The sequence below is a fragment of the Paenibacillus sp. EC2-1 genome (genome assembly GCF_049311625.1).
GTDB lineage: Bacteria > Bacillota > Bacilli > Paenibacillales > Paenibacillaceae > Paenibacillus_AQ.
Window position 1 is genome coordinate 993,663 of sequence record NZ_CP186006.1, and the last position, 25,019, is coordinate 1,018,681.

Genomic DNA, 25,019 nt, shown 5'->3' on the forward strand with positions numbered 1-25,019 from the left:
CCAAAAATAAATTTATTTAAATGGTCGTTTCATCTTTATTTCTAAGATTGTTTGCGCAATTGTGACGATGAATAAATCCAGCTCAAGACTAACCCAACGGCGAAGGTGAGTAATACGCCCAAGCTGTTCCCTTCAAAAATGCCTTTGGCAAACGGAGCAGGGAAGATTGGGTTTGAGGTGAATAAGAATCCTACAATAACACTCACAAACCATATGATAACGTTCCCTTTGTTCACAGCGATATTCTTATCACCAGAAATGATGTCTGGATCATAACCTTGCTTTTTGCGAAGGATGATGTAATCTGCGACGAATACAGCGGTCCATGCAGCCAGCCCAATACCGACAAGTCCCAAGAACATTTGGAATGCGCCTAAGAAGTCACCGTTGATGAACAATACGTAGGACGGAAGCAGAATCATAATCGCACCGTGAAAAATGATCGAGGTCCGATCCGAAAGCTTAATATTTGTCGCTTCTAGCGCGTTACGTCCGGACCGTAGAGAAATAACAGCTGGTGGAATAATGCCGCCTAGAGCTGTGATAAAGTACGGAATGACCATCCATTTTGGCATCTGTAACGCTAACGCCGCGATAGGGTCAGCGGAGCTAACCAGTTCAGGATTGGTTGCGTTCATGAGAACACCCAAGAACATGATGACGAACAGCGGTGTAGCTGATGCGAATGTAGTGGTCCAGAATATCGATTTGTTCGAAGATTGAGGACTTTGGTAACAAGAGTAGTCACTCGCACACATGGCCCAGCTAAGCGCAGATCCCGCAATAATAATGGATATCGCAGGGAGGACACCACCAATCCAGTCCCCGTTAGGCATATTCACAAGGGCAGACCAATCCGTCTGTGGAACCAGAATGATTAGTACCACGATAGTTAGCGCGCCAAAAATATAAGTGAAGATCGTCTGAGCTTTAACTAACGTCTCCTGTTTGACTAGAGACAGGGCCATGATCGCAATGGCAAGAGCGACAAGCCCGATGATTTGCGTTGTTGTTGTGACTTCCATACCAACAGCAGTAACGATGGCGTTAATGGAGAAGATACCTGTTGGAACGTTTCCTACACTCAACCATCCAATTAAGCAGATCCATGCTAATACAGCAGGAATCAAGTTTCCTTTATTTCCGAAGGGAGCTCTGGATAATACAAAGGTTGGCGCCTTTCCAAGTTTACCTGGCAAGCTAAGATATCCAATCAGTGCAAACGATGCAGCACCTAGAAAAGCAGCTACCACAGACTGAACGAAGCTTAAGCCGTAGCTTACGATAATACCCCCGTACACCAATCCCATAATACCGATATTTAGTGCAAACCAAATCCAGAATAACTGTTTGGGTTGTCCAACCCGTTCATGTTCTGGAATTAGATCAGGATGTGTTTGGCTCATTACCGAAAACCTCTTTCTCATTTGATGTTAAAGTTAACTTTTACGAAAGCGACGAAAATTATGAGTGATTAACAATTATTCGAATTATTCAAAGCAAAATACATGACCTCTCTTTAAACGGGGATATTTAATGCTCAAAAGCATGATTATTCTACCTTGATTTCTTTTGTAAGCGCGATCAAGGCCGATTGGATTTTTATTTTAACGTGCTCTTGAAAACGTCTACAGTGATTTTTTTAACACGGTATTATTTAACAGTTGTTGCTCATATAGATTCGCAAAATGTCTTGGTAGTCATTGACAATACACATGAATATGCTAATATCAAATCAATAGACAGACAGTCGGTCTAATGGAGGAGGTATTCAATGAGAGTTATTAAAGAAGCTGAGGAACGCAGGAACGAAATCCTGGATGCGGCGGATGAGCTTTTCTTTCAGAAGGGGTTTGATGGTACGAGTACCAACGATATTCTAGGTAAGGTCGGTATTGCAAGGGGAACCCTGTATCATCACTTCAAGTCTAAAGAAGATATCATGGATGCCCTCATTGAGAGGTACAGAATTCGTATGTTGGATGGTGCGCAGAAGATTGCCTCAGATAAAGGTATACCTGTCGTTGAGCGTATTATCCAAGTGGTGATGGCATTGAACATAAGTGGCGAAAGCAGCGCAGAAATTATGGATCATATTCACAAGCCGCAAAATGCACTTATGCACCAGAAGATACAGAAGGTTATGATCAGCGGCATCACACCGATTCTGGCGGATATTATTCGCGAAGGCACCAAGCAGGGATTGTTTAATACACCGTTCCCTTATGAATGTATGGAGATGGTTGTGATCTATGCAAATACGGTTTTTGATCATGAGTTTGAATTGACACAGGAGGAGCTCGCGACGCGGATGCACGCATTTGTCTTCCACATTGAAAGAATGCTCGGGGTTGAACAAGGTAGCCTTATGCACACCATGAGAATGTTCGACAACAACAAGGCCTAATCCGATCGAAGTCATGAATAATTGTTATTGGTTTTATTCAATTTTATTCAAGTCATTACATTCACTTGAAGACAGAGGTGACCTATGTATTATCGGATCATTCGCAGTGATGTGCTAAAGAGTAAAGTAATTACACTCGCAACCACCATTTTTGTCTCTGCTGCAGCCATGCTTGTCTCTCTTGCGGCCATACTTATTATCAATCTTACAGGTGCGCTAGATACGCTAATGACGCAAGCAAAAACTCCGCATTTTATGCAAATGCACGCAGGTGAAGTGAATACGGCCCGGCTTACCTCATTTGCGGAGCAGAATCGTAATGTCGATGAGTTCCAAATTGCCGAATTTCTTAACATAGACGGCGCTAAGATTATTATCGGTGATCAATCACTTGCAAGTAGTGTTCAGGATCATGGATTCAGCGTCCAGAATGAGCAATTTGATTATCTCCTCGATCTTGAAGGTAACAAGATAAGTGTGCTAGACGGAGAGGTTTATGTTCCAATAAGTTACATGAAAGATAACACGACGAAGGTTGGGGACAAGGCATTCGTAGCGGGTAAGGAATTTACCGTGGCGGGATTTCTGCGGGATTCGCAGATGAATTCTGCGCTCGCTTCTTCCAAGAGATTTCTTCTCAGCAACAATGACTATACCGAGATGAAGAGCCTTGGCAATACGGAATATCTAATTGAGTTCAGGCTGAAAGATATGTCGGAGCTCGGCGCATTCGAGACAGCTTATGCCTCAGCAGGACTTGAAGCGAACGGACCAACCATTACATACCCACTATTAAAGATGATTAATGCTCTTTCTGATGGCATGATGATCGGCGTAATTCTTCTGGTCAGTATTCTTATCGTTACCATCGCATTAATGTGCATACGCTTTACGCTTCTTGCGAAAATCGAACAAGATATCCGTGAGATCGGCGTGATGAAAGCCATCGGGCTTCGTGTTTCCGATATCAAGAAGATGTATCTTGCTAAGTATGCAGCCATAGCCGCTGCAGGTAGTGTGATCGGATTTGCATTATCGCTTATGGTGAAAGGGATGCTTCTTGAAAATATAAGCCTTTATATGGGGGATAGCGGGAATGTATCTCTTGCCATCCTGTTCGGACTTATCGGTATACTTCTTATATTCCTAACGATTATGGTCTATGTAAACGGCGTGCTGAGACGCTTTCGAAAGATATCTGCTGCAGAGGCCATACGTTATGGCACTACACAGGAGAAAAATGCAGGAACGAAGCGGTTTCGCTTGAGCGAAAACAAGTGGTTTACCACCAATGTTTTTCTCGGTATACAAGATGTGCTTGCAAGGAAAAAACTTTATGGCACCATGCTAGTAGTTCTCATCATTTCGGCATTTATTATGATGGTTCCTCAGAACTTGTACAACACAATTTCTTCAAAGAACTTCATTCAATATATGGGGATTGGAAACTACGATATGCGGGTGGATATTCAACAGACGGATGACATCTCTGCAAAAACAACGGAAATCGTAAACCACATGAAAAATGACAGCTCCATTTCTAAATACGCCGTCTTAACGACTAAAACATTCAAAGTAACAACAGATAATGGTTCAGAAGAGAATATTAAAGTTGAACTCGGAGATCATTCGAAATTCCCAATAGCCTATTCTAAGGGAAAGGCACCTGTTCAAGTTAACGAAATTGCGCTGTCGACAATTCAAGCCGATGAACTAGGTAAAAAGATCGGTGATCACCTAACCCTTGTCACCCGAGGGCAGGAGAAAGATATGACGGTAAGCGGCATTTACTCCGATATTACGAATGGCGGCAAGACTGCAAAGGCCGTATTTTCAGATAACACGGCGGATGTCATGTGGTCTGTGATTAGCGCAGATCTGTCAGACCCAACGCTTATCGTTCGCACAACAACGGAGTATGGAGAAAAGTTTTCTTTTGCCAAGGTATCCGATATTGATGAATTTGTTGCACAGACGTTTGGCTCTACGATAAATTCTGTCAAAAAGGCATCCTTTACATCAATCATCATTGCATTAGTAATAGGTCTGCTTGTAACTCTATTGTTTATGAAGCTCCTTGTTGTGAAGGATAGATACTCTATTTCTGTAATGAAGGCGCTTGGTTTTACGAACTCAGATATAAGGAAGCAGTATGTTACCCGTTCGGTTGTTGTTCTATTGATAGGTATCGTTCTGGGTATTCTTCTGGCAAATACGGTTGGAGAGCTGCTAGCTGGTGCGATCATCTCCTCCTTTGGAGCTTCGTCTTTCCGCTTTACTATCAATCCGTTCTCATCGTACTTGCTTATCCCATTGATGATGATTGGTGTTGTACTTATCGCGACGATCATCGGTACATCTGGCGCGGGAAATATCAAAATATCCGAGAATATAAAGGAGTAGGCATATGAAGAAAGTAATTATCGGGGAACAACTTGTAAAATCTTTCGGCGAGGGCAATGAACAGCGGCGTGTTCTCGATCAAGTGTCTGTTGAGATCAACGAAGGAGAGTTTGTTGCGGTTATGGGCCCTTCGGGATCAGGGAAATCAACGCTGATGTTTGCACTGAGCGGGACAGATGGTATTGATAGTGGAACAGTGATGGTGGATGGGAAGGAACTTTCAACGATTGGAGAGAATGAGCTGTCGGATCTTCGTAGAAGAATGATGGGGTTCATATTCCAGCAACCAACGATGCTCAGTAATCTGAATATTCTCGATAATATCATCCTTCCAGCCATGCGGGACAATCGAAAGAACGTAGTAGAAATTTCGCAAAAGGCAAGAGCACTGATGAATAGGGTTGGGATTACAGAGCTTGAGAAGCGAGATATTAAACAAGTTTCCGGCGGTCAGCTTCAGCGTGCGGGAATATGCCGAGCGCTGATGAACAACCCGAGAATTATATTTGGCGATGAGCCTACGGGTGCGCTTAATTCCCAATCTGCACAAGAAATCATGGATATATTATCTGAGATTAATGCGGAGGGGACTGCGGTGATGCTTGTAACGCATGATGCTAAGGTCGCTGCTCGAACGGAGCGTGTAATGTTTATGAGAGATGGTGCGATCGTAAACGAGCTGAAGTTTCCGAAGTTCGAAGGGACGGATATGGATGGAAGGGTGGAGGAAGTAACAGAGAGGATGCGAGAGATCGGAATATGATCGAGAACAATAAAACAGACCATCGTTTAAGATGATCTTTGTGTTGAAATATTTAGATATCCTTCGTACGAAGTGTTTTAAATTCTTTTGGTGTGACGCCGCTGTACTTCTTAAATACCGTTGAGAAATATTGTGCACTTGAAAATCCAAGTTTGGAGGATATCTCAGTGATGGAGAATTCAGAATTGCAGATATAACTCATCGCTTTATCTACTTTCGCAATACATATGTAATCTTTTACGGTGATATTCACATACTTTTTAAAAATTTTGGATAAATATCTCGTCGTTACGTTACAATTCTGAGCTACATCATCCAGCGAAATATTACTCTCCATATTTTGATTAATGAAATGGATCGCTTTAATCGCAATCGGATTATCAACACTAAATACTTGGCGAACACTTCGTTCTATCTCACGAGATAGTAGAAACAGCAATTCGTAGATATAGATATTAGCGAGTGGGACGTGATATTGATATGATTCATTATTCGTTTCTTCACAGATTCGCTCTACACAGGAGAGAAGCTGGTCAGTAAATGAATGGATCGTATACGCGCTATGTTTATCGGCCATATACTGCAGGAACTTTATATTCTCGTTGATTTTTGAGTCGGTTGCAATAAAGTTTTCAGGATTAAAGTGAATCTGTAGGAAGACGGCTGTTTGATTCGCCTTGACATGAAATGAATGAATCATATGAGAGAAGATGACCATCAACTCACCCTTGTGAACGGTAACCGTCTCACCATTTACAATGATGTCACATTCGCCTTCTTTCATTAAACAGATCTCCACATTACTATGGCAATGAGGTCCAAAAAAATATCCCGGCTTCAGCGTGCGCTGTAGTGCATTGTAGATCATGTTTTGTTCTAACTCATGGTATAAGAGTTCAACAGCCCTCTTCACATTAAGCGCCCCCGATCGTCTGAAGAAATTCAAGATCCTGTTTTCTATTTTTTTCTTATTTTGTGTGGTGGATGTATCCATGTCAAGTAGACAACACAACTAGAGTAGCGATTGAATGTCGTTTTTTTTTGAATAAAACACGAATTTTAGTTCCGTATTTCAAACAGTTTATCCATTTCGAGTACCTTTTTGGAAGCTAGTAAAAGAAAAACTTTGATAAGATTAATACGTTGTTGTAGGAATTACTCTAATTTTGTAATTAGAGTTTAACACTAAATAGAGAAGGGAGGATCAATCTAAATACATAAACATGAAACCGCATTCAATAGTTTTTAGTTGATTAATTGCAAACGCTTACTTGATATGCGAAGGAACTTGAATTCTAGACATTAGGGGGAATACATTAGTGCGAAGAAAACATAGTCGGATGATATCCAAATTATTTATTTGGATGATGGTTTTGTTGGTTGCTTCAAGTCAGCTGACGGTGCTCCCAAGTACGATTTATGCTACAGCAGGAGAGACGGGTGATCTGCCAATGATCGAAATTGAAAAAACAATCGAAAGTATCCCAGAAATCACGGTTGAGACTTTCGTGGGTGAACAGCCAGAACTTCCATCGGTAGTAGAGGCCGTATACAATGACAGTACAACTACGGAAGTTGCTGTGATCTGGGATACAATAGAGCCTTCTGATTATGCTCAGGTAGGTACATTTAACGTAGAGGGCAGTGTTGAAGGCACGGATATCAAAGCCGAGGCAATCATCTCGGTTATGGATAAAGAATCATCAGGTGACGACATAACGGAGAATAAAGATCTTGAAAATTTCCTAGCGGAAATTAAAAGTAATGTTCCAGTGGATCAAGTCCCTGCATCCTATACAAATAACTATCAATCTATGGAACCGGAAGCCATGACTTTTCTCAAAGGAAACGGATCAGCTTCCGTTAATAACGGATTGACAGTATCAATTAGCAATTTGGGAAGCGGAGCGGTAGCCACTTGGGATAAGGCTCCATGGCTTTCTTCAGGAATCATAGATACAACGATGCGTTATACGAGCACAAGCCAAGGAAATGTCGGTTTTGTTATTGGAGCTAGTGATCGTAATCAAGGCATGGCTATTCGTTATGATGCTGACACGACTTGGGTAATTCAGAGTCCGGATGGTTCAGGGGACTGGGAGCCATTTGCCGGACCCGAACTCAAGCGGGACACCGAGTATAACATCCAGCTTGGTTACAGTGGGAAGAAGCTGCTTGTCATTGTAAACGGTAAGACTTACTACAATAAGGAAACGAATTTATTGAGTCAGGTGTCTGGCTTAGGCCAGATCGGTCTGTATAAGCGCTATGCAACAGGAGATATCTCGATTAAGAGTCTGCGAATTGAAGGTGTAGGGTCCAAGGATAAACCTTCAAATATTATTAACTATGTGCAAGATTTTGAAGGTGAAAATTATATCCCGAACTGGAAAGGGCTAAATGCCAATGTTGTGACAGATCCTTTTACCGGGAATAAAGTACTTTCTCTTAAAAGAGGAACAAGTGAACGTGGTGTCGATTTGGATTCGCCTCAGATCCAGAAAGGTACCCTCTCATTAGATTTCAAACTGGTGGACCCGGTGAAATTGGGTAGTGGGGAAGGATTTGCTTTTGGTTTTAGAATGAATGATTCAGCGAGCATCTTCAATGAACTCGGGGTGGACCCAAGTAGCTGGATTCCAGAATCCAATACAGGCTGGGGATCGAAGCAGGAGATTCCTTATCCGATTCAAGGTCGCTGGAACAATCTGATGTTTAATTTTAATGAAAAGACAATCACAGTCTATTTGAATAAAAAGCTGATTGGTAATATTACCTTTGATAAATTTTCTGATGTAGCTGGGCGTTTCGGTCTTCGCATTCGAAGCAAGGTAGAGCTTCACATCGACAATGTACAGTATACGAATCAGATCATCGAGCCTAAGAAAATAGCACAGTACAGCAATGATTTCGAAGATGGAATTAAGGGAATCTGGGAGGGTGCTGTTTCAACCATTATTAAAGAAGGCAGCAACCGAGTATTGAAGCTTTCTGAGATCACAGACAAAGCGATGAATATGGATGCAGTGTCTTTACCAAGTGGAACATTATTGTTAAATGTGAAGCCTGCAACAAGTGAGATTGGGTTTGTGATTGGGAATGGTTCCGTTGTTAGATATGACGGTGCGAAATGGGTATTGCTCAATAAAGATGGAGGCAGCACTGACTTTGTTCCTTCTGCTTCTAATAACTCAGCTCCTTTACCTTATCTCTGGAATAAAGTTGGACTTCAATATTCCGATAAGTCGGTAACTTTAAGTATAAATGGCGCTGAATTGCTTGCCACTTTGCCGGAAGGAGAGCAATTCGGAGAAGGACGCTTTGGGGTCATCTCCCAAGATGATATTTACGTGGATAACGTGCTCTTTACCGAAGAATTCATTGATATGGATACATCTTCATCTCATACGGAGAAACTGAGCTATGAAGCGTATTATGAAGGTCTTTCCATCTTGAACTGGGATGGTTTTAATGAAGACCCGCAAATTTCAAACGGTTATTTGCAAGGTACAATTGCTGCGGGAGGCACTGCAATTAATCAGGATGTAACGAGTGTACCGAATGGCATATACCAAGTGAAGATGCACGCAGATAGAGCACTTGGCTTGAAACTCGGAAATATCGCGGTATATGAGGAAAGTCCGGGAGAATGGACATATAAGCTAGAAGGCAGTAACAATGCTAATTCTATTGGTAGCGCTGCAGCTCTTGAGTCCGGGAAAGAGTACACACTCCGTGTAGAAATGATTGAGAATGAGCTTGTTCTTTATGTCAATGGAATGCTGGTTGGCCGCGTCATTGTGGATGGGTATGTACCAGGTTCATTCGGCATTTACAATTCGGGTAACCAAGCAGTTCAGGTTAAGATTGATGCAATCACTGCAGAAGAGATTCGTGTGTATGCACCCGATTATAACTCACAGAACTGGGGGCCTTTGGATAGCAGTAAACCAACCGTGCTCTCTCATGGCGATGGTACAATCCAAGTCAACATGCCAGGCGTTTCATTAGCGGTGGATAAGGATAGCCCTAAATTCGCTGATCAGCGGCTTGAATTTGATGTTCAGACGAATGTGTCTGCTGGAGCAGATGGTGGTCGATATGGTTTTATTTTAAGAGGCTCGGCTGCTGACAAATATGTTGGTGTTGTTCACGATATCAATGGAAAGTGGAAGATCACTGCAAGTAGTGGTAACGAGGTGTCCTTCCCGAACACGTATCAGATGGAGGCAAATACGGAGTATCATATCGAGCTTCGTCTGGTGGGATCTACAGTCAGCCTCGCGATTACAGATCCGAAGGGTGTTACTACGGATATGGGCTCCGTATCGGAAGAGACACTGACTTCTATTCCAGGTTCGTTTGGTCTTCGTTCCTGGTATTCCGCCAAGAATATGACGGTGAGTAACCTGAAAATGGTGGAATTAGAGTCCCTGCCTAGACTTAAACTGGCACAGGAGACAGATACGATTGAGAAAGATGGTCTGATCGTTACTGTCTATCAAGACTTCCCAGGCATTGTAGATTATCAAATGGATAATCACACACTTCAGGCTGACGTGGAGCAAACGAATAGCTTGAAGATTAATAATATGGAATATGTACCAAGTACAGTATCGAAGAAGTTGGGCGAGAGCACATATCAGTACACCATGACGATTGATGAAATCGGCGTTGTGATTGATGGACATCTCGAAGTTAAGCGCAACCATATCGTTCGTTTTGAAATCGATAAAATCACTGAAAACTCAAGTTTCTTGGTGCGTTCGATTCAAATGAACAACTCTCTGATTCATGTGAATAGCGCGATGAAAGACGCTACGTATGCATGGAGCAAGTCAGACGGAGCGTGGCACGGAATCACGGAAGAAATCGTTGATAACATGTTGAAAATGAAACAAAGCGGAACATCCGGCGTTACGATGGCTATGGTCAGTGCCGAAGGCCTCGGCGCATCCGTAGAGAACAATGTAATGAGCGGTGGTAATAAACTAATCCTGACCTCAGAGAAGAAACCTCTCGTTAATAAACTGACGGTGAAGCCGGGCAGCTGGACTTATCGCCATCTTCAAAGCAGTGAGACGGAAGCATTGCCATGGTATGAAGTGGTGGTGACTGGGGAACGCAATAACGATGGAAAAACAGATTGGCAGGATGCAACCGTCGCTTACCGGACGGACATCTACAAAGAGCCATTTGGCGCACAGGACATCAAGAATAATATGATGTACATTGCATTCAACTTCGCAAGCCAAGCGAATGATCCATTTGTGAACAGTCTGGACACAGGGAAAGTTCTGTATAACTATACGGATGGATTTGGACAGATGGTTCTGCATAAGGGTTATCAGGCAGAAGGACATGATGACGATATTCCTTCCTACTCCAATATTGGTGTAAGACAAGGTGGAGTGGAAGATTTCAACTATCTGATCAATGAAGGGAAAAAGTACAACCTGAACATCGGTGTGCATCTGAATGCAACAGAATATCAATTGGATGCGAACGAACTGAAATACTCCAATTTAAGTGGCGCAACAGCGAATGGTCCGAAGACAGACAGGCTCCTTAAAGGTTGGGACTGGATTGATACCGCGTATTATGTAGATCAAACGAAGGATGTCCTGAGTGGCGAATTGAATTCACGATTTACGAATCTATATAATCTCACAAAGGATTCTAATGATCCAAACGATCCTGGGCTAGATTTCTTCTATGTAGACGTGTATACCGGCAATGATTATAACGCTTATAAATTGTTGCAGTATGCGAATGACCTTGGAATCAAGATCGGAACAGAATTTGCGGGTCCACTGGAACCGGGTTCAACTTTTGTTCACTGGGGTCCGGATTTAGGATATCCGAATAAAGGGAACAACAGCATCCTGTCTAGAATGGTGAAGAACAACCTGGATATTTTTGTGGGTAATGCACTATTTAAAGGGCAGAAGATCCCGGTTGTGACCACTTGGGGTGACTCCAAGCCGGATCTACAGCAAGGGGTAACGGTATTCTTCAATGAAGTATTGCCAACGAAGTTTATGCAGCACTTTGGTGTACTGAAATATGAAGAAGATCAAATCACTTTTGATAACGAAGTTGTATCGAAGCGCAATAAGAAGTCCGGAATGATTGAGCTTACGAAGAACGGTAAGCTGATCTCTTCTTGGAAGGATACAGGAACAACGACTGATGAATCGGTACGTCACACAGGCGAAGCGAACTCATTGATTCCATGGGTGTGGGATATTAAGACTAATAACACCTTGGGTGCGAATGAGGGTGCGAAGCTTTACCACTGGAACACAACAGGGGACCCAACGACTTGGGAGTTGACCGATGAGTTTAAAAATGTGACTAAGTTCAACATGTATGAGCTGACCCAACAAGGTAAAGTACTTGTCGGCACGGTGGTTGCTCAGAATGGATCGCTTACCATTAACAAGGCTAAGAAAAATACGCCATATGTGTTGTATCCAGCCTCAGCGGAGGCCTTGAATTTGGTCCCTAGTGCAGGAAATTGGGGAGAGGGCAGTCTGATCAAGGATTTCGCCTTCAATTCAGAGAAGTTTAATGTTCCTGGTTCATGGACCGTGGATGATGAGAATAACATTGCCATCAAGACCGTTGAAGGTGATGTGGAGTATGATACGACAAAGGAAATGAACCGATCGAACTGGAATAGATATGCCGAGGTCGGAAGTAAGGCGGGTGTCCTATCGCAAGAAATTACCGGACTTCAGCCAGGTCAGGATTACACCGTCGGGGTGTGGACTCAGACTGAGAAGGGAAGGAAATCTTCAATTCAAGTTACGATTGATGGTAAGACTTACATCAATGAAGTCACAGGGATGGATGGAACTCACAAGTCATCGTTCAAATACGTGGATACGAAATGGCAGCGAATGAGTGTTGAATTCAAGGTTCCTGCAGGAGTGACAACGGCTACAGTGAAGCTTGAAGCCGAGGCCGGAGCGGGTACCGTACAATTTGATGATGTGCGTATTTGGAAGCATACAACGGCCGAGAAAGATCCGACGAATAAAGGTTATGTGGTATATGAGGATTTCGAGAATGTGTATGAAGGATGGGGACCATTTGAGTACGGTGGTGGTTCTAGACAAATTCATATTGCGAGCGATCGAAGCAATCCACTTGACAATAATCCAATCGCTCAACCATCCGAGGACCGAGTAGGTCCGGTTATGACTTGGGTTCTAGATGGAGAAAATTCGCTCAAAGTGAATGAGACGGATGTTGGGAAATTTATTCAAACGAATGAATCCAGCGTCAAATTGAAACCAAACACAGAATATGACTTAGGCTTTATCTATACTCAGGAGAAGAGCGCCGTTTACGAGGTTTCTGTACAATCCCGCTCTACAAAGGAGATTTTGTTTAAGAAAGCACTTGAAAAAGTAGAAAATCCGGGTAATAAAGCAGGGAAAGATGGAGGCTATAAGTCATTCCAGCAGAACTTCACAACAGGTGATCAAGATGATTACCAAGTCATTTTCAAAATGGTGAAGAAAAATGCAGATAGTGGTCCTACATCGGATTTCGCTTTTATTCTAGATAACTTCTACATTAAAGCGTATAGTGTGGAGACTTCCAAAGAGATTCTTCAGGGATCCATCGAGTATGCTCTTACACTGAAGGACTCTGATTATACAGCCGAGACATGGGCTGTAGTTGCTACAGCTCTGGATAAAGCTCAGAAGCATCTCGACGATCCAAGCGCTACGATCGCATCACTAGATGCGGTGAGAGAAGAACTAGACAACGCAATGGCAAGTCTTGTATTAGTCAGAACAATTATATCCATTGCGGATGTACAGGTTGAAACGGTAGCGGGTACAGCTCCGAGTCTGCCTAAACAGGTGACGGTAACATGGAGTAATCATACGACAGAGAAGGTTTCGGTTGTATGGGATGCGATTAATCCTTCCAAGTATGCACAAGCGGGTACTTTCCAGGTGAAAGGATCGGTCGATGGAACGGATCTGAAAGCTACTGCGACTGTAAAAGTGAAAGCGAAGGACACCGGTAATCCGGGTACAGATCCAGGAACAGATCCAGGAACAGGGTCTAACCCTGACCATGGATCGAACCCAAGTCCAACTCCGAAACCTGAGGTTAATCCGAAACCAGATCCAGAAGCGGGTGGTGGATCGGATACGGAAGGAAACAAGCCTGAAGAGGGTAACAACAAGCCGAAAGTATTCGTGGATACAGTCGGTCACTGGGCGAACAAGCATATCGAAGCGCTTGCGAGTCGAGGAATTATCATGGGCGTAAGCGAGCAGAAATTTGCTCCGAATATGACCATCAACCGCTCTGAAATTGCGGCGATGTTAACACGCGCTCTTGGTCTTAAAGCAGGTGGTAGTGCCGTATTCAAAGACGTGGCAGAAGATAAATGGTACAAGGATGCTATCAGTGCAGCAGCAGATGCAGGTCTGCTTCAAGGGTACGCAGGGAATGTGTTTGCTCCTACGAAGCCTTTAAGCCGTGAAGAGATGGCTGTTATTATCGTAAGAGTGCTTGAGATGAAAGGGAAATTGCCAGAAGTTTCGGGTACGACACAGCAAATGCTTTCGAAATATAAAGATGCCGATCAGGCTGGAAATTGGTCTAAGAAAGCATTAGCCATTTGTACTGAGCTTGGTCTCATCCAAGGAACACCTGATCAGAAGCTCAATCCGAAGAAGCATCTGACTCGGGCTGAGGCCGCAGTATTATTTAACAAGTTATTAACGATTGTAGAATCAGATAAGAACGTGGACTAAAGAACTTGTGTAACACATAACAAACGAGCCTTGGGTGTATTCCTAAGGCTCGTTTTGTTTTTTCTATTATATAGCTATCCTCGTTACTACACGCGCCCTTTGGTCATAATCCGATAATCTCGTGGCGTGACGTCACAGCTGCGGCGGAAGCTTTGTGAGAAATAACTCTGAGAGGAAAAGCCCGTCGATTCAGCAACTTGTGAAATGGAAAGATCCGTTGTTTCTAGGAGCTCTTTGCTGGCACGAAGCCTGACCTCATTCAAATAATTGATAGGGGACATACCATAATATTTAGTGAATGTATGAGATAGATAGTATTTACTTATATGAGCTCGTTCTGCAAGAGAGTCGAGCGAGATATCTTCTGAATAGTTGGAGTCGATATAGCGTTTGATCCGGCTACAGACCTTGTTCGCCTTTTGAGTAGTGACGACAGAGAAGGGATGACCCGAGCTACGCATTAAGCTAATCACAACAACCTCAAGTAAGTTTTGACAGATGGCCTCGTAGTTTTCATGCTTATTCTCCGTTTCTCGAAGCATCGCGTTGAAATAGAACAATAGCTCATCCCGCTGATTTTGATAGTTAATGATCTCATGATTACGACTTCCTGTTCGATCTCCGAAATCGAAGCTCATTCCCTCGACCCCAAGAACAACATACTCCAGCGGATTATTGCTAACAGATACCTCGGTATGCTCTACATTCGGATTGACGATGACAAGATCATCTTGCTTCACTGGAAACATCTCATCCTCTACGATGAAATTGCCTTGCCCGCTTCGGACATAGAACAACTCAGAAAAATTATGAGAATGACGTATGCTGGACCAATCGCCTTCATAGATTGCGGAACTGACATAGATGAGCCGAGCTGGAATCTCTCCTTGTCTCTTCCCAGGTATCCAATATCGTACATTCCCCAAATATCTCAGTCCTTTCCTGTCATATAATTTCACTCTACCACTAGATTCGACAACAATAAACAAGGATCGTTATTAATTTATAAAATTGTAATATAGCAAGATATATAAAATGAAAGGCAATATGTCTGTTGAAATAAAACGACTTGGTGGGATAAGATGAAACAGTAATGTATACGGTTACACTATTCACAAAAAAAGATAAATACGGAGGGGTATTGTGAAAAAAGTTATTAGCCTTGCAGTTACAGCTTTATTGTCGCTTAGTCTTGCAGCCTGTGGTAGCACTTCAGAGAATGGTTCTGGTTCTACATCGACAGATACGCCTAATACACCATCGGATACGACAACTACAGAGACGCGTACGCTTAAGTTAGCCGCACTCGAAACGGCTTATGGCGCTGATGTGTGGGGAGAGATTACAGCAGCATTTGAAAAGGCAACCCCTGGAGTAAAAGTAGAAAGTACGATTGATAAAAATATTGAAGATGTCATTGGACCTGGCATGAAATCCGGCGAGTTCCCTGATGTCATCCATTTAGCAACAGGTCAGAAAAAGGGTCTGACTGAAACTTTTGTTAAAGATAACAACCTAACAGATCTTACCGATGTTCTATCGATGACTGTTCCTGGTGAAAGCGTTACCGTAAAGGACAAGTTGATCCCTGGATTCACGGATACGACAATTACGAATCCTTATGGTGACGGTAAGACTTACCTTATGCCAATGTTCTACAGCCCTACGGGATTATTCTACAATGCAGGTCTGTTTGAACAAAAGGGCTGGGAAGTTCCTAAGACTTGGGACGAAATGTGGGCTCTAGGTGATAAAGCTAAAGCGGAAGGTATTGCACTATTCTCCTACCCAACGACAGGATACTTTGATTCTTTCTTCTATGCTTTGCTTAACGAAGTAGGTGGTGCGGAATTCTTCACGAAAGCGACGCACTATGCTGAAGGAATCTGGCAGTCCCCAGAAGCGACACAAGTATTCGATATCATTACAAAACTAGCAACATATACAGAGAAAACAGTCCCAGCGAACGGTAACAAAGATAACTTTACTAAAAACCAACAACTTATTCTAGACAATAAAGCACTGTTCATGCCGAATGGTACTTGGGTCGTTGGCGAAATGAGTAAAGCACCTCGTGCAGAAGGTTTCAAATGGGGCTTCACAGCTCTTCCTGCCGTAAAAGATGGTGGCGACAGCTACTCTTACACATTCTTTGAACAAATCTGGGTTCCTGCAAAAGCGGAGAACGCGGATCTAGCAAAACAGTTCATCGCATATCTGTACTCTGATGAAGCAGCAGCTATTTTTGCCAAAGTGGGTGCAGTTCAACCGATTAAAGATATGTCCAATAAACTTGATGGTGACAATAAACTCTTCTACAGCATCTATGATAATGGTGCAAAAGCATCGATGGGCGCATTTGCAACAACAGACCCTGTTGAAGGCGTTAACATCAGTGATACCGTATTCGGTACGATCGATTCCCTAGTAACCGGTGCTAAGACTCAGCAACAATGGGTTGATGCCATCACAAAAGATAGCGATGCCCTGCGCGGTGCATTGAAACAATAATAAGGTGGATTTTTAGGGTTCCCCTCGATGAAGTAGGGGAATCTACAAAAATCCAGTAATGATGGTGGTCAGCATTAGCTGCCCACCATTATTCTGACCTTAAGAAGGAGAGATCGCCAATGAATTCCACCAAAGGAAGAGGACGCTTTATATTCCTCTGTCTAGCACCTGCTGTTCTCCTATTCATCATTTTCTTGATTATCCCTACATTTGATGTATTTCGGATGTCCATGTACAAGTGGGGAGGCTACACCGATAACAAAACCTTTGTAGGTATGGAGAATTTCACGAAACTTTTTCAAAGTGATAAATTTTATCAGACCTTCCAAAACAGTGTTCTACTCATTGTCATCGTTACAGTCGTAACCTTTAGCTTGTCACTTCTATTTGCCTCGATGTTGTCCCGTGAAAAAATCAAAGGACAAAATCTATTACGCGTCATTTTCTACATTCCGAACATCCTGTCCGTTGTTGTTATTAGCGCGATCTTCTCAGCCATTTATGATCCGAATAGCGGGCTTCTGAACTCCTTCGTGAATTTATTCCGTGGATCAGGAGCAGAGCCGATTCTGTGGCTTGGAGACCAGAACATTGTTATTTTCAGTCTCGCCGGCGCAATGATATGGCAGGCCATTGGCTATTACATGGTCATGTATATGGCAAGTATGGCTAACATTCCCGAGAGTTTATATGAATCAGCGCAGCTAGAGGGTGCAGGTCGGATGACTCAGTTTTTCTCTATCACCATCCCACTCATCTGGACGAACATACGCACGACCCTCACCTTCTTCATTATCAGCACGATTAATATGAGCTTCCTATTCGTTATGGCTATGACAGGCGGCGGCCCAGACGGTGCCACTGAGGTATTCCTGAGCTACATGTATAAAGAAGCTTATACCAATTCCTCGTATGGCTACGGAATGGCAATCGGTGTTGTTGTGTTCCTGTTCTCGTTTGCGCTTGCAGCGATCTTGAATGTAGTCACTAAACGAGAGCATTTGGAGTATTAAGGAGGGGACAAGATGAAGAAAGATAAACTCGCAGGGCAACGCGGTAGCGATAAGTTCTATAAAGGCTTTATATATGTGATATTGATTGCTTTGGCCGTCATCATTGCAATCCCCGTGCTATGGGCGTTCATGTCTTCGGTGAAACAAGATAGTGAGTTCTATGGTAGCCCGTGGGCGCTTCCAGAAGGCATTTATCTGCAGAACTTTGCTGATGCATGGTTTAAGGCCAAGATGGGTTCATACATGCTTAATTCGGTTTTGGTAACAGCTATGGCACTCGTGATTCTACTTGTAGTAGCACTGCCAGCAGCCTATGTACTTTCACGATTTAAATTTATAGGAAATGGTTTTTGGAACATGTTGTTCATGGCGGGGTTGTTTATCAATATCAACTATATCGTCGTACCGATCTTCCTGATGCTTAACAACGGTGATAAGGTAGCGCGCAGCATTTTTGGACATCCGATTCTATTAAACAATCTGTTCGTCCTTGCCATCGTCTATGCTGCCATGGCACTGTCCTTCACCATCTATCTGATGTCAGGATATTTCAAATCTCTACCGAAAGAATACGAGGAAGCGGCTTCCGTGGATGGCGCAGGTTATTTCCGCACGATGGTTCAAGTGATTATGCCTATGGCTAAACCGAGCATTGTCACGGTCATTCTGTTCAACTTCCTATCGTTCTGGAACGAATATATTGTTTCTATGACACTATTACCAAAGCCGGGACTCAAAACACTGCCTGTTGGCTTAATGAACCTTATGGCAGCGCAGAAATCGGCGGTTGAATACGGTCAGATGTACGCAGGTCTCGTACTCGTCATGCTTCCGACTCTCATTCTGTATATTCTCGTACAAAAGAAGCTAACCCAAGGAATGACTATGGGCGGGTTGAAAGGTTAAGGTGGCTAATATGAATGATTCGATGAATGCTTTACGTGGTGTGCTGATGCTGATTGTATTTATCATCGGTATGACACTCGTGATTGTCGGCGTAAAAAACATTGGTGCACCCGGACTCGGTCTTATGTTACTCGGGCTCGCCATGTTGATTAGTCTGCTGTGGTTCTATAATCGTAAATACAAATAAAGGAGCTGTCATCGATGAGTAAAACTAGAGGACGTGTTACGATACCAACGGATTTGGACGTTATTTCCCAGACGCATGAGGTTATGAAACGCTGGGGAGCGGACGCCGTTCGTGACTGTGATGGTACTGACTTTCCAGTGGAGCTGCAAGAAGTCGATGCTAAGATATATTCCACGTATTATACGACTCGGAAAGATAACGTATGGGCCAATGCGAATCCGGATGAAATCCAGCAGATGTATTTGATGACACCGGCACATACAGCTGAAGGACCAAGCCTATCCATCAACTTAATGAAGGGGCTTTATCCGGATATGCTCGCTGTGAACACCCGAGATGATATCAAACGCTGGTGGGAAGTCATCGATCGCACGACAGGAGAGCCTGTCCCTACGGATCAATGGAGCTATGACGAGAAGACAGGCAATGTAGACATCGCTACCACTACATTCCATGATTATACGGTTAGCTTTTTAGCTTATATCATGTGGGATCCCGTTCATATGTACAATGCGGTCGTCAATGAATGGAAGGATGTTGAGCATCAGATCACCTTTGACGTTCGTCAACCGAAGACCCGTGAATACACCATGGAGCGTATCCGTAAATTTATCAAAGATCATCCTTATGTCAATGTGATTCGTTACACAACATTCTTCCACCAATTCACTCTCGTCTTCGACGAGCTTGCTCGTGAGAAATATGTGGACTGGTACGGCTATTCAGCCTCAGTTAGCCCTTATATCCTCGAACAGTTCGAACAAGAGGTTGGCTATAAGTTCAGAGCTGAATATATTATTGATCAAGGTTACTACAACAACAATTATCGCATTCCAACGAAGGAGTTCCGTGATTTCCAAGCCTTCCAGCGCCGTGAAGTGGCGAAGCTTGCCAAGGAAATGGTCGATATCACCCATGAATGTGGGAAAGAAGCCATGATGTTCTTAGGCGATCACTGGATCGGTACAGAGCCTTTCATGGAGGAATTCGCGACCATTGGTCTGGATGCTGTAGTCGGCAGTGTAGGGAACGGTTCAACACTAAGGCTGATCAGTGACATTCCAGGTGTGAAATATACAGAAGGTCGTTTCTTACCTTATTTCTTCCCAGATACCTTCCACGAAGGTGGAGATCCGGTTAAAGAAGCGAAAGTGAACTGGGTGACGGCAAGACGTGCGATCCTTCGCAAACCGATTGACCGGATTGGCTATGGTGGATACCTGAAGCTGGCGCTCGATTTTCCAGACTTCATCGATTATGTAGAAAGTGTTACGGATGAATTCCGTACGCTATACGACAACGTACAGGGAACAACACCTTATTGTGTTAAGACGGTTGCGGTTCTTAATTGCTGGGGCAAAATGCGGGCTTGGGGCAATCATATGGTCCATCACGCACTCTATTATAAGCAAAATTACAGCTATGCTGGCATTATTGAAGCACTTTCCGGTGCGCCGTTCGATGTGAAGTTCATCAGCTTCGATGATATTAAACAAGATGCTTCCATTCTGGATGGAATTGACGTCATATTGAATATCGGGGATGCAGATACGGCCTATACGGGCGGAGAATGGTGGCTGGATACAGACATCGTGACCGCAGTGAAAGGATTTGTTCATAAGGGCGGCGGATTCATCGGTGTTGGCGAGCCAACAGCGCATCAAGCGAATGGACGGTATTTTCAACTGGCGAATATCCTCGGCGTAGAGGAAGAGCGTGGATTCACCCTAGGTTATGATAAGTATAACTGGGATGAGCATGATCATTTCATTACGGCTGATTGCAAAACCAATAATGATGGACAAAAGGAAATCGACTTTGGTGAAGGCAAGAAAAATATCTTTGCACTAGAAGGTACGACGATCCTCCGACACTTGGATAAAGAAGTCCAACTTGCTACGAACGAATTCGGCAGTGGTAGAAGTGTATATATCAGTGGTCTGCCATACAGCTTCGAGAACAGTCGCTTGCTGTACCGTGCAATCCTGTGGAGTGCTCACAGCGACCACGAGTTGAACCGTTGGTTCAGCGAGAACTATAACGTTGAAGTTCACGCCTATGTGAAGAACGGTAAATACTGCGTCGTAAACAACACTTACGAGCCGCAGGAAACGGTCGTTTATCGTGGGGATGGCTCTAGCTTCTCACTCAAGCTGGAAGCGAATGAGATTAAGTGGTACGAGATTTAAATTAAAGTGGCAGGTGTAAGTTGCTGTTGTGAGCTTAAGTGATAGGAAAGACCGTCCAATGGGCGGTCTTTTTGTATTTGGGGCGAAGTTGCTTGGTCGGTTCATGCACGAGGTGGGGGGGAATCAGCCTTATGTTATTTTGCAAGGTGCTCACTTCGTCAAAAGAATAGGCAATAAAGACATTGACTTGCTGGTCTATAAGTCGTAGACTTATAAATCATAAAGGTCGATAACATATAGACCAAGAGAGGTGCAGTCATGGCGGAATACACACTTACCGAAAGTGAAGAGAAGTTCGCAGATATCATCTGGCAGAATGAACCGATCGGCTCTGGCGATCTGGTGAAGCGGTGTGAAGACGAGATGAAGTGGAAAAAGTCTACTACGTATACCGTGTTGAAAAAATTATGTGAAAAAGAGATTTTTCAGAATGAAAATGCAGTGGTTACGTCTTTAATTCCTAAGGATGAATATGTTTCAAAACAAAGTCACCGTTTCGTTGAGGACACCTTCGGAGGGTCATTACCTAAATTCCTAACAGCATTCATGGGCGCGAAGAAACTAAGCAAACGACAAGCTGATGAATTAAAGAAGCTAATTGATGAACACAAGGAGGAGTAGAAATGTTTGAGCTGTTTCTTACGACATTGAACATGAGTCTGACAGCTAGTTATGTCATCCTCTTTGTGATCCTTGCCAGATTCCTGTTGAAAAAGGCACCCAAAATCATCTCCTATGCCTTATGGAGTGCCGCTGCATTCCGCCTTGTATTTCCGTTCTCATTCGAAAGCATGTTCAGTCTGTTCCCCCGAGGCACGGATAACTCGATCATCCCGGATAAGATCATCCAGCAATCAAGTCCTCTAATGGATAGCGGCATTACGGCGGTTAGTTCGCTGGTAAGGGGGACGTTTCCTGCCGTTGATTCTGGAACAAGAATGGACTCTCTGTTGATGTATGCATATATAGGGGCTTATATCTGGATTGTGGGTGCGGCAGTACTGCTCCTTTACAGTGTGGGATCGGTTGTGATCTTAAAGAGAAAACTTAAATATGCAGAGTGGATAGAGCACAATATTTACGAAGCTAGAAATTTGAAAACACCGTTCGTGCTTGGTCTGATAAGACCCAAGATCTATTTACCTATGGGAATGAGTGCTGACGAGAAAAAATATATCCTCTTTCACGAACAGACGCATATTCGGCGCAAGGATCATATCATTAAAGCGCTAGCTTTCATCATCCTATCTTTTCATTGGTTTAATCCGCTGGTGTGGATCGCTTTCATCTTAATGAGCATGGACATGGAGCTGTCCTGTGATGAACAGGTCTTGAAGAAGTTGGATGCTGATGTGAAGAAGCCTTATGCGGCTTCCCTATTATCGCTTGCTGTCGGAAAGCATATCATGAACGGGAGTCCACTTGCTTTTGGTGAGGGGAGCATAAAAGCAAGGATTAAAAATGTTCTTAAATACAAGCAGCCAAGGCTTTGGGTAACGGCATTCTCTGTTATCTTTGTCATCGCTATTGGTATTGGACTTATCGCTAATCCAAAAACGACTATATTAAAGGCAGAAGAGTCACTTTTACCGGAGAAGACTGAAGTCCACGAGGAACTGTGGAAAGCTCACACACCTTATATAGGTAATGCCTCCGCTGTTGGAAAACTGATTAGCTTGCTTACGATGCCAAGCGATGTGGAGTACGACCACATGGAACTGAAGACAAGTGAACGGCCATATGAAGTTAAAATAGTATACTCTGCTTCTTCTGAAGTTTTGAATGCGTATGACACGGAGGGAGCGAATGTTTCACGCCCCTTCTTCAACAATGCACTAATCCTGCTTGCTCTGATTGATAATGCAGATGGTGTACAGGTAACCCTGACAGACGGCAACCGTGAAGTGAACTTTACGTATGGGCTGGAGTGGGCGAATTCCACAGTTGGAGAAGACATCAAAAACTATGCCGAAACTCCTGAGAAGCTGAAAGAGCTTATAAACCTTGAACCCGCACAACGAAACGTTGATAAGATTAGTAGTTATCTGATGGTTGAGAGCAAGCGTGTATTCTCTCCATATTATGAGTTGCAGAATTTTATCATATCGGATTATAAGGAAGAAACGATCGATGGGATTATGGAAGCCACTTTCACCTATACGATAAACTATAAGAACTATGATAAAGATCCGGATACCGTGAAATACATTAAAGATGCCAAGGAGAGCGGCAGTAAGCATTATCAGCAGTTATATGATGAATACCTAGAGACCAAAGAAATGAATTTTTATTTTAAAGTGAAGATGGATAAGGACGGTGGAATGACTCTATTTAGCGCTGATCCTGCTATTAAGGATAGTTGGGATGAAGTGAAAATGTCTGATTTTATTATTAAATAAGTAGGCGTGTAGATGGAGAATAAGGAAATGCCTCGCGGTAGCGGGGTGTTTTTTATATTTTGGTAGTTTCTAATGACAGATATGATCAGTGGTATCCATTTCTGATAGGAGGAATGGGAGCCGAAGGATATAGTGACAATAATAAATAAATTCAGGACCTTGGAATGTTTTCCAGATACTTGTAATTGGGTATAATCTGTTTAGCAAATAATGGAGTGATACATATGTCCAAAATCCAGGTTCCACCCGAGGTGCTGATTCAAGTCGCTGAGAAGTTCCGTGTAGAGTCCCTGCAGATGGAATGGAGAGTAAGTTCACTGGACCATCAAATGGAGACCATGCTGATGTGGGAGGGAACTACGCGTCAGCGTTTTTTTGAAGATTATCATAGAGCTCGCAATGATATGACCAAGACCATTGAATATATGAACTCAATTAATGAAGAATTAAAACGCATAGCTAATCGATTTAAATTAGTAGATGAAGAGCTATTACCTGTTGCCCTGGTTGGTAGGAATGAGGAACCAAAGGAATGGTTTGAAGAGGCCTGGGATAGCTTGAAAGGATTAGGGAATGATTTTGTAGAAGCTTCTAATGAGAGATATGATAGACGGTATGCTTCTGTGTGGGGCTTTTTGGACTACTGGACAGCTGGGATACCCAAAGCAGCTTATCAAGGGTATGTCGATCGAGCTAATAAGGCGTTTGCTTCCCCGAATGACTTCGCAAATTATATGACACTTGGAGTCCATGGAACCATTAGAGAAACCCTCTTTCCTACACAAGCTTGGTCTAAAGAACATATGGCTAGTATGATTGGATCAGCAGGACTTGTTGCGGGTGGAGCTCTTGTTAAACCGAAAGATGTGTTGAGGCCATCTGTTAAAAGTGAGGTTGGAAATGGTAAGAAAGGGTTGAAGGGTGAGGCGGATGGAGGGGGAAGGCCGAAGGCTGAGGAGCCGGGAAGTGGTAGTTCGGTTAATAGTGTAGTTATTAACAAGACTATAATTAGTGCAGAGATGGAACAGAAGATACTATTTGGTAGAAGAAACGAACCAACATCAAAAAAGCCGAATGGTGTTGTGGGAGGTCATTCCCCTAATATAAATAACTCACATCCTGATTTCGCGGTAGAGGAATTAAGAATTAATCCTGATGGAACAAAGGATATAAAATTTTATACACAATTTCCAGATGGTAAGATTTCAAATGTTAAGTCAAGTACTATTTTTCCAGACACATGGACTGATACAGAAGTGATCAACGCTGTTAAAGAGATTGGTGATACACCAAGTACTGGTACTCGTGTAGACATAGAAGGTACGAAAACACTGCACAGTGGAACTGTCAATGGGGTAAAAATAGATGTTATTAAAATGGGCGATGATGTGGTTTCAGCTTATCCAGTGGGAACAAAGCCTACCCCAGGTTTTAATAAATAAAAGAAGGTGG

Annotated in this window: 16 protein-coding genes; 13 read left to right on the top strand and 3 right to left on the bottom strand. The window is 43.1% G+C overall.

Going from position 1 to position 25,019, the window contains the following annotated elements; translation table 11 throughout:
• Positions 1-41 precede the first annotated feature (41 nt).
• A complete protein-coding gene (locus tag ACK8P5_RS04735; RefSeq protein ID WP_422659834.1) occupies positions 42-1,406 on the bottom strand; it encodes a purine-cytosine permease family protein in 1,365 nt (454 codons plus the stop codon).
• Between the two features lie 368 nt (positions 1,407-1,774).
• On the opposite strand from ACK8P5_RS04735, the gene ACK8P5_RS04740 reads away from it, so the two are divergent.
• The 3 genes from ACK8P5_RS04740 to ACK8P5_RS04750 all read left to right on the top strand — a co-directional run bounded on the left by ACK8P5_RS04740 (position 1,775) and on the right by ACK8P5_RS04750 (position 5,573).
• Entirely contained in the window at positions 1,775-2,407 is a 633-nt protein-coding gene (locus ACK8P5_RS04740) for a TetR/AcrR family transcriptional regulator (protein WP_422659835.1), read from the top strand.
• 84 nt (positions 2,408-2,491) lie between these two features.
• Positions 2,492-4,810 carry an ABC transporter permease gene (locus ACK8P5_RS04745; protein WP_422659836.1) on the top strand — a complete coding sequence of 773 codons (2,319 nt, stop codon included), beginning with the start codon at positions 2,492-2,494 and terminating at the stop codon, positions 4,808-4,810.
• Between the two features lie 4 nt (positions 4,811-4,814).
• Positions 4,815-5,573 carry an ABC transporter ATP-binding protein gene (locus ACK8P5_RS04750; protein WP_422659837.1) on the top strand — a complete coding sequence of 253 codons (759 nt, stop codon included), beginning with the start codon at positions 4,815-4,817 and terminating at the stop codon, positions 5,571-5,573.
• 52 nt (positions 5,574-5,625) lie between these two features.
• Here the strand turns inward: ACK8P5_RS04750 and ACK8P5_RS04755 are convergent, their stop codons facing one another.
• Entirely contained in the window at positions 5,626-6,486 is an 861-nt protein-coding gene (locus ACK8P5_RS04755; RefSeq protein WP_422659838.1) for an AraC family transcriptional regulator, read from the bottom strand.
• 406 nt (positions 6,487-6,892) lie between these two features.
• Between ACK8P5_RS04755 and ACK8P5_RS04760 the strand changes: the two genes are divergently transcribed.
• Complete coding sequence (locus tag ACK8P5_RS04760) at positions 6,893-14,362, top strand: endo-alpha-N-acetylgalactosaminidase family protein (RefSeq protein ID WP_422659839.1); 7,470 nt, start codon at positions 6,893-6,895, stop codon at positions 14,360-14,362.
• Positions 14,363-14,448: 86 nt separating this feature from the next.
• Here ACK8P5_RS04760 and ACK8P5_RS04765 read toward each other — a convergent pair whose 3' ends face one another.
• Positions 14,449-15,288 (bottom strand): AraC family transcriptional regulator, encoded by an 840-nt coding sequence (locus ACK8P5_RS04765; protein ID WP_422659840.1) that lies wholly within the window; start codon positions 15,286-15,288, stop codon positions 14,449-14,451.
• Between the two features lie 217 nt (positions 15,289-15,505).
• Here ACK8P5_RS04765 and ACK8P5_RS04770 point away from each other — a divergent pair, with 217 nt between their 5' ends.
• The 9 genes from ACK8P5_RS04770 to ACK8P5_RS04810 all read left to right on the top strand — a co-directional run bounded on the left by ACK8P5_RS04770 (position 15,506) and on the right by ACK8P5_RS04810 (position 25,009).
• Positions 15,506-16,873, top strand: a complete 1,368-nt coding sequence (locus ACK8P5_RS04770; protein WP_422659841.1) for a carbohydrate ABC transporter substrate-binding protein — start codon at positions 15,506-15,508, stop codon at positions 16,871-16,873.
• A gap of 119 nt (positions 16,874-16,992) precedes the next feature.
• On the top strand, positions 16,993-17,886 hold the full coding sequence (locus ACK8P5_RS04775) for a carbohydrate ABC transporter permease (protein ID WP_422659842.1): 894 nt from the start codon (positions 16,993-16,995) through the stop codon (positions 17,884-17,886).
• A 12-nt stretch (positions 17,887-17,898) separates the two neighbouring features.
• Positions 17,899-18,792, top strand: coding sequence for a carbohydrate ABC transporter permease (locus ACK8P5_RS04780; RefSeq protein ID WP_422659843.1), 894 nt, complete (start codon positions 17,899-17,901; stop codon positions 18,790-18,792).
• Positions 18,793-18,802: 10 nt separating this feature from the next.
• The gene (locus ACK8P5_RS04785) at positions 18,803-18,979 is read left to right on the top strand and encodes a DUF6903 family protein (protein ID WP_422659844.1); all 177 of its coding nucleotides are present in this window, start codon (positions 18,803-18,805) and stop codon (positions 18,977-18,979) included.
• Between the two features lie 14 nt (positions 18,980-18,993).
• Positions 18,994-21,168: a 1,3-beta-galactosyl-N-acetylhexosamine phosphorylase gene (gene gnpA, locus ACK8P5_RS04790; RefSeq protein ID WP_422659845.1), complete on the top strand. Its 2,175-nt coding sequence runs from the start codon at positions 18,994-18,996 to the stop codon at positions 21,166-21,168.
• Positions 21,169-21,196: 28 nt separating this feature from the next.
• Positions 21,197-21,376 (top strand): hypothetical protein, encoded by a 180-nt coding sequence (locus ACK8P5_RS04795; RefSeq protein WP_422659846.1) that lies wholly within the window; start codon positions 21,197-21,199, stop codon positions 21,374-21,376.
• 50 nt (positions 21,377-21,426) lie between these two features.
• Positions 21,427-21,789, top strand: a complete 363-nt coding sequence (locus ACK8P5_RS04800) for a BlaI/MecI/CopY family transcriptional regulator (RefSeq protein WP_422659847.1) — start codon at positions 21,427-21,429, stop codon at positions 21,787-21,789.
• Between the two features lie 2 nt (positions 21,790-21,791).
• Entirely contained in the window at positions 21,792-23,567 is a 1,776-nt protein-coding gene (locus tag ACK8P5_RS04805; protein ID WP_422659848.1) for a M56 family metallopeptidase, read from the top strand.
• Positions 23,568-23,791: 224 nt separating this feature from the next.
• Entirely contained in the window at positions 23,792-25,009 is a 1,218-nt protein-coding gene (locus ACK8P5_RS04810) for an EndoU domain-containing protein (RefSeq protein WP_422659849.1), read from the top strand.
• Positions 25,010-25,019: the final 10 nt, after the last annotated feature.

Coding starts and splice junctions, on each gene's coding strand:
- ACK8P5_RS04780 (WP_422659843.1), top strand. CDS start 17,899: ATGAAGAAAGATAAACTCGCAGGGCAACGCGGTAGCGATAAGTTCTAT.
- ACK8P5_RS04750 (WP_422659837.1), top strand. CDS start 4,815: ATGAAGAAAGTAATTATCGGGGAACAACTTGTAAAATCTTTCGGCGAG.
- ACK8P5_RS04735 (WP_422659834.1), bottom strand. CDS start 1,406: ATGAGCCAAACACATCCTGATCTAATTCCAGAACATGAACGGGTTGGA.
- gnpA (WP_422659845.1), top strand. CDS start 18,994: ATGAGTAAAACTAGAGGACGTGTTACGATACCAACGGATTTGGACGTT.
- ACK8P5_RS04800 (WP_422659847.1), top strand. CDS start 21,427: ATGGCGGAATACACACTTACCGAAAGTGAAGAGAAGTTCGCAGATATC.
- ACK8P5_RS04805 (WP_422659848.1), top strand. CDS start 21,792: ATGTTTGAGCTGTTTCTTACGACATTGAACATGAGTCTGACAGCTAGT.
- ACK8P5_RS04810 (WP_422659849.1), top strand. CDS start 23,792: ATGTCCAAAATCCAGGTTCCACCCGAGGTGCTGATTCAAGTCGCTGAG.
- ACK8P5_RS04785 (WP_422659844.1), top strand. CDS start 18,803: ATGAATGATTCGATGAATGCTTTACGTGGTGTGCTGATGCTGATTGTA.
- ACK8P5_RS04745 (WP_422659836.1), top strand. CDS start 2,492: ATGTATTATCGGATCATTCGCAGTGATGTGCTAAAGAGTAAAGTAATT.
- ACK8P5_RS04775 (WP_422659842.1), top strand. CDS start 16,993: ATGAATTCCACCAAAGGAAGAGGACGCTTTATATTCCTCTGTCTAGCA.
- ACK8P5_RS04740 (WP_422659835.1), top strand. CDS start 1,775: ATGAGAGTTATTAAAGAAGCTGAGGAACGCAGGAACGAAATCCTGGAT.